The sequence below is a fragment of the Roseateles sp. genome (assembly GCF_036486225.1).
In the GTDB taxonomy this organism is placed as follows: Bacteria; Pseudomonadota; Gammaproteobacteria; order Burkholderiales; family Burkholderiaceae_C; genus Roseateles.
Genome location: NZ_DASVNZ010000156.1, coordinates 1 through 5409, shown reverse-complemented (window position 1 = coordinate 5409; position 5409 = coordinate 1). Strand labels below are relative to the sequence as shown.

Sequence of the window (5409 nt, the reverse complement as noted above, 5' to 3'; positions counted from 1 at the left end):
GGCCAGCGCCGCCTGCGCCGCCTGCTCGGGCGTCAGCGCCACGGCCTCGATGCCGACGATGATCTCGCCGTGGTCGGTGAACTTGGCGGCGTTGTTGCCCAGGTTCACCAGCACCTGGCCCAGGCGCAGCGGATCGCCGATCAGCGCGGTGGGCAGGTCCGGCGGCACGTTGAGCAGCAGCTCCAGGCCCTTGTCCTCGACGCGGAAGCCGATCAGGTTGACCAGGTGATCCAGCACGTCCTCCATCCGGAAGGGCACGCACTCCAGGCTGAGCTTGCCGGCCTCGATGCGGCTGAAGTCCAGGATGTCGTCGATGACGCCGAGCAGGTTCTCGGCCGAGCGGTGCACCTTCTCGATGTAGTTGCGCTGGCGGGCGTCCAGCCCGGTCTGCAGCGCCAGGTGGGACATGCCGATGATCGCGTTCATCGGGGTGCGGATCTCGTGGCTCATGTTGGCCAGGAAGTCGGACTTGGCGCGGGTGGCGCTCTCGGCATCGTCCTTGGCCTGCAGCAGCGCGTCCTGGGCGCGTTCGCGCTCGGCCAGCAGCCCCTGGAGCTGGCCGTGCTGCGCCTGCAGCTCGAGCTCCTTGCGGTCGCGCGCGGCGCCGTGCGCCAGGCTGCGCAGGGTGGCGGCCAGCAGTCCGAAGGCCAGCAGCGCCACCAGCGCGGCGATCCCCAGCCGCGTCGGGAGCGGCTCCAGCGCGTCCAGGTCGCCCAGCAGCACCACCCGCCAGGAGCCGGTCGGATCGTTCCAGGCGACGTCGGCGTGGGCGACGGCATGGCGCACGCCGTCGATCTCCACCGCGGGGCCGCCCAGCGCGAACGGCAGGCTGTGCGTGCGCGACGGATCCTCGAACAGCTTGCCGAACTGGCCCGCGGCGGTGATCGCCTGCGCGCGTTGCGGCGTGGCCGCGCCGTCCAGGCTCATGCGCCAGTGGGGCCGGCTGGCGGCGAGCACGACGCCCGACGGCGAGACCAGCAGCGCCCCCGCGTAGCTGCGCGTGTCGAGGAAGTGGTCCAGCGCGTCGGCGTAGAGCCGGGCGGCGACCACGCCGACGATCTCGCCTTCCTGGCCGGGGCGGCGGTAGATGGGGGCGGCCAGCCAGAACGCGCGCTGGCCGGTGCTGATGCTGATGCCGCCGAAGACGTTGGGCTGGCCGCGCATCGCCTGGCGGAAGTACTGGCGGAAGCTCACGTCCAGGCCGATAGGCGGTGAGCCTTCGTCGTCCCAGCCCGCGACGATGCGTCCCTGCGCGTTCACGACGAAGGCCAGTTGCGCGCCGACGCTGCTGCCGATCACCTCCAGCGTGTCGGCGGCGGGGCGCACGCGCCGCGCCTCGTCGACGTCGGTGAGCGTGGCGGTGACTTTCAGCGCCGGATTGAGCTGGCCGGCGAGCACGATCGCGCCCATGCCCTTGCCGGTGAGGGTCAGGCCTTGCAGCGCCATGGCCTCGCGCTGGGCGGCGTTGTTCAGGTTGCGCAGGAAGTCGTGCTCGAGCGAATGCCGGTGCAGCTCGCTCGCGGCGATGCCCAGCGACAGCGCCGCCGCGGCGGCCAGCGGCCACGCGACCCGGCGATGTCCGAGCAGCCAGTCGGAGATACGACCCATCCTTCTCCCTCCCCAGGACCGCGCGGTCGGCGTGCGCCGGGCGGTGGTGGATGAACGCCGGGTCAGTGTAGGGGAGGCGGCGCGGGGCGCAAGCCCCCGTGTGGCGTGGGAGGCGCGCCGGTCGCGGGCTCGTCCTACAGCCGCCGGGGAGGGCGGTGGCTAGCATGGGCGACATGAACACCCACCTCGCCACGGCCGGGCCCGCGCCGGCCGCGGACGACCTCGTCGTCGCCCGGCCGCAGGGGCTGTACTGCCCGCCCGGCGACTTCTACATCGACCCCTGGCGGCCGGTCGACCGCGCCGTCATCACGCACGGCCACAGCGACCACGCGCGCGGGGGGAACGCCCACTACCTGGCGCATCGCGACAGCGCGGCGATCCTGCGGCGCCGGCTCGGCGAGGACATCACGCTGCAGACGCTGGCCTACGGCGAGACGGTCGTGCATCACGGGGTGCGCGTGTCGCTGCATCCGGCCGGCCACGTGCTGGGGTCGGCGCAGGTGCGGCTGGAACACGGCGGACGGGTCTGGGTCGCGTCGGGCGACTACAAGCTCGAGGCCGACGGCACCAACGCGCCGTTCGAGCCGGTGCGCTGCGACACCTTCATCACCGAATCCACCTTCGGCCTGCCGATCTACCGCTGGCCCTCGCAGGCGGCGCTGTTCGCCGAGATCGACGCCTGGTGGCGCGCCAACGCCGAGGCGGGGCGCCCCTCGGTCCTGTATGCGTATGCGCTGGGCAAGGCGCAACGGCTGCTGCACGGCGTGGACGCGACGATCGGGCCCATCGTCGCGCATGGCGCCGTGGAGCCGCTGAACGCCGTCTACCGCGCGGCCGGCGTGGTCCTGCCGCCGACGCTGTCGGTCAGTGATCCGGCCTTGGACAAGGCTGCGCTGTCGCGCGCGCTGGTCATCGCGCCGCCGTCCGCCGCGAGTTCTCCCTGGCTCAAACGCTTCGGCCCGGATCTGTCCGACGCCTTCGCCAGCGGCTGGATGCAGCTGCGCGGCACGCGTCGGCGGCGCGGTGTCGACCGCGGCTTCGTCGTGTCGGACCACGCGGACTGGCCGGGGTTGATGGCGGCGATCCGCGGCACCGGCGCGGAGCGCGTCTTCGTCACGCACGGCAGTGTGGCGACGATGGTGCGCTGGCTGGGCGAGCAGGGGCTGCGGGCGCAGGGCTTCGCGACCGAGTATGGAGATGAGGAGGGGAGCGGCGGGGCAAGCGGCCAGCCGGGCGGCGACGCGGCGACCGAATCGGAGCCTCGGGGATGAGAGCTTTCGCCGCGCTGTTCCGCGATCTGGACGCCTCGACATCCAGCCTCGCCAAGCAGGCCGCGCTGCAGGCCTACCTGCGCCAGTCGCCGCCGGAGGACGCCGCGTGGGCCGTGTACTTCCTGGCCGGCGGCAAGCCCCGCCAGCTCGTGCCGACGAAGCTCCTGCGCGAGCAGGCCCGGCTCTCGGCGGGGCTGCCGGAGTGGCTCTTCGACGAGAGCTACGAGGCCGTCGGCGACCTGGCTGAAACGATCGCGCTGCTGCTGCCCGAGCCGACGCAGGCGGTCGAGCGGTCCTTGTCCGAATGGATGACCGGTCATCTGCTGCCGCTGCGCGGTCAGCCACCGGAAGCGCTCGCGCTGACTTTGCAGAGCCAGTGGGCGGCGTTGGCGGTCGAGCAGCGTTTCGTCCACCTCAAGCTGATCACGGGCGCGTTCCGCGTCGGCGTGTCGAAGCTGCAGGTGACGCAGGCGCTGGCGGCCGTCGGGGGCCTGGACGCGAAGCTCGTGGCGCAGCGGCTGATGGGCTACACGCACATCGGCGCGACACCGTCCGCCGCGGACTACGAAGCGCTCATCGCGCCCGCGGATCCCGAAGGAGCCGACGGCGCCTCGCGCGGACTGCAGCCCTATCCGTTCTTCCTCGCGCATCCGTTCAACCTCGCCGTCGCGCAGTTCGATGCCGCGATCGGACCGGTGTCGGACTGGCTGGTCGAGTGGAAGTGGGACGGCATCCGCGCGCAACTGGTGAAGCGCGGCGGGGAGGCCGCGATCTGGTCGCGCGGAGAGGAACTCGTCACCGACCGCTTCCCCGAGTTGCGCGCGATGGGCGAGGCGCAGCCCGACGGCACCGTGATCGACGGCGAGATCCTGGTGTGGCGCGATGGCCGCGCGATGCCGTTCGCAGAACTGCAGAAGCGCATCGGTCGCAAGACGCTCAGCGCGAAGCTGCTGGGCGAGCTGCCGGTGGCGCTGTGCGTCTACGACCTGCTTGAAGAGGCCGGCGAGGATCTGCGCGATCGGCCGCAGCATGAGCGTCGCGCGCGGCTGGAACGCGTGGTCGCCGCGCATCCGCTGGCGGGACTCGAGCTCAGTCCGTTGATCGAAGGTGCGGACTGGGCCGACCTCGCCCGGCGGCGCGAGCAGGCGCGCGCGCTCGGTGTCGAAGGGATGATGCTCAAGCGCCGGGACGCGCGTTACGGCGTCGGGCGGACCAAGGACGTCGGCGTCTGGTGGAAGTGGAAGATCGATCCGCTCTCCGTGGATGCGGTGCTGATCTATGCGCAGCGGGGCCACGGACGGCGCGCGAGCCTCTACACGGACTACACCTTCGCGGTGTGGAACGGGCCGCCGGACGATGCGGCGCGGCAGCTCGTGCCGTTCGCGAAGGCGTACTCGGGGCTGACCGATGCCGAGATCCGCGAGGTCGACGCCGTGATCCGCAAGACGACGACCGAGACCTTCGGCCCGGTGCGCAGCGTCACGCCGACGATGGTGTTCGAGCTCGGCTTCGAAGGCATCGCGCGCAGCGGCCGCCACAAGAGCGGCATTGCGGTCCGGTTCCCGCGCATGCTGCGGCGGCGGGAGGACAAGCCGGTTGCGGAAGCCGATACCTTGCAGTCGCTGCAGGCCTTGTTGCCGGAGGAGGGCGCGTGAGCGGCGGAAGCGATGACGTCGATGGAGTGGACAGGCACGGCCGCTGGCCCTCACCCCGGCCCTCTCCCGCACGCGGGAGAGGGAGTCGAAGCGACGAGACGGTCGTCGGGAGCGCCGCTACTGCCGGGAACGCTGCGACTGCTGGGAACGCTGCGACTGCTGGGATCGCTGCGGTCGATGCATGGCTCGATGCCAAGGGCTGGATCCCATTCCCGTTCCAGCGTCGCGTCTGGGAGGAGATCGCGCGCGGTCGCGGCGGGCTGCTGCATTCGAGCACCGGCAGCGGCAAGACGCTGGCGGTGTGGCTGGGCGCGCTCGCGGCGCTGCGGGACGAGGTGGGCGCGGAGGCGCGCATTCATGGCGGGAAGGCGATCGCGCCGCCGCTGACGGTGCTCTGGATCACGCCGATGCGGGCGTTGGCCGCAGATACGCTGCGCGCGCTGGAAGCGCCGATGGCGGCGCTGTGCCCGGGCTGGACCGCGGCGCTGCGCAGCGGCGACACGACGTCCGCACAGCGCGCCGCGCAGGACCGGCGGCTGCCGACGGTGCTGGTGACGACGCCGGAGAGTCTGTCGCTGCTGTTGTCGCGCGCCGATGCGCGCGATCAACTCGGGCCGGTGCGGTTGGTCGTCGTCGATGAGTGGCATGAGCTGATGGGCAACAAGCGCGGCGTGCAGACGCAGCTCGCGCTGGCGCGGCTGCGCCGCTTCGGGCAGGAGTCCTTCGACAGCCGCTGGCCCTCACCCCCGCCCTCTCCCGCAAGCGGGAGAGGGAGTGAGAATGCACCGAGCGCTGCTGAAGACAGCATTTCCCGCAAGCAGATGACGGCGTCAGACTCACTCCCTTCTGACTTCCTCTCCCGCTTGCGGGAGAGG

General features: G+C 71.9%; 4 protein-coding genes. 3 read left to right on the top strand and 1 reads right to left on the bottom strand.

The window, feature by feature from the left end:
• Positions 1-1608: cache domain-containing protein (locus tag VF536_RS10810; protein ID WP_331614851.1), on the bottom strand; the 1608-nt coding region annotated here is incomplete at its 3' end.
• Between the two features lie 173 nt (positions 1609-1781).
• Here VF536_RS10810 and VF536_RS10805 point away from each other — a divergent pair.
• The 3 genes from VF536_RS10805 to VF536_RS10795 all read left to right on the top strand — a co-directional run.
• Positions 1782-2879 carry a ligase-associated DNA damage response exonuclease gene (locus VF536_RS10805; RefSeq protein WP_331614850.1) on the top strand — a complete coding sequence of 366 codons (1098 nt, stop codon included), beginning with the start codon at positions 1782-1784 and terminating at the stop codon, positions 2877-2879.
• Entirely contained in the window at positions 2876-4534 is a 1659-nt protein-coding gene (locus tag VF536_RS10800) for an ATP-dependent DNA ligase (protein WP_331614849.1), read from the top strand. Before VF536_RS10805 ends, VF536_RS10800 begins: the two co-directional genes overlap by 4 nt.
• Before the next feature lie 164 nt (positions 4535-4698).
• The coding region (locus tag VF536_RS10795) for a DEAD/DEAH box helicase (protein ID WP_331614852.1) at positions 4699-5409 on the top strand (711 nt) is incomplete at its 3' end.

What these genes read in the sequence shown, in the direction of transcription:
- VF536_RS10800 (WP_331614849.1), top strand. Translation starts at nt 2,876, where the DNA reads ATGAGAGCTTTCGCCGCGCTGTTCCGCGATCTGGACGCCTCGACATCC.
- VF536_RS10805 (WP_331614850.1), top strand. Translation starts at nt 1,782, where the DNA reads ATGAACACCCACCTCGCCACGGCCGGGCCCGCGCCGGCCGCGGACGAC.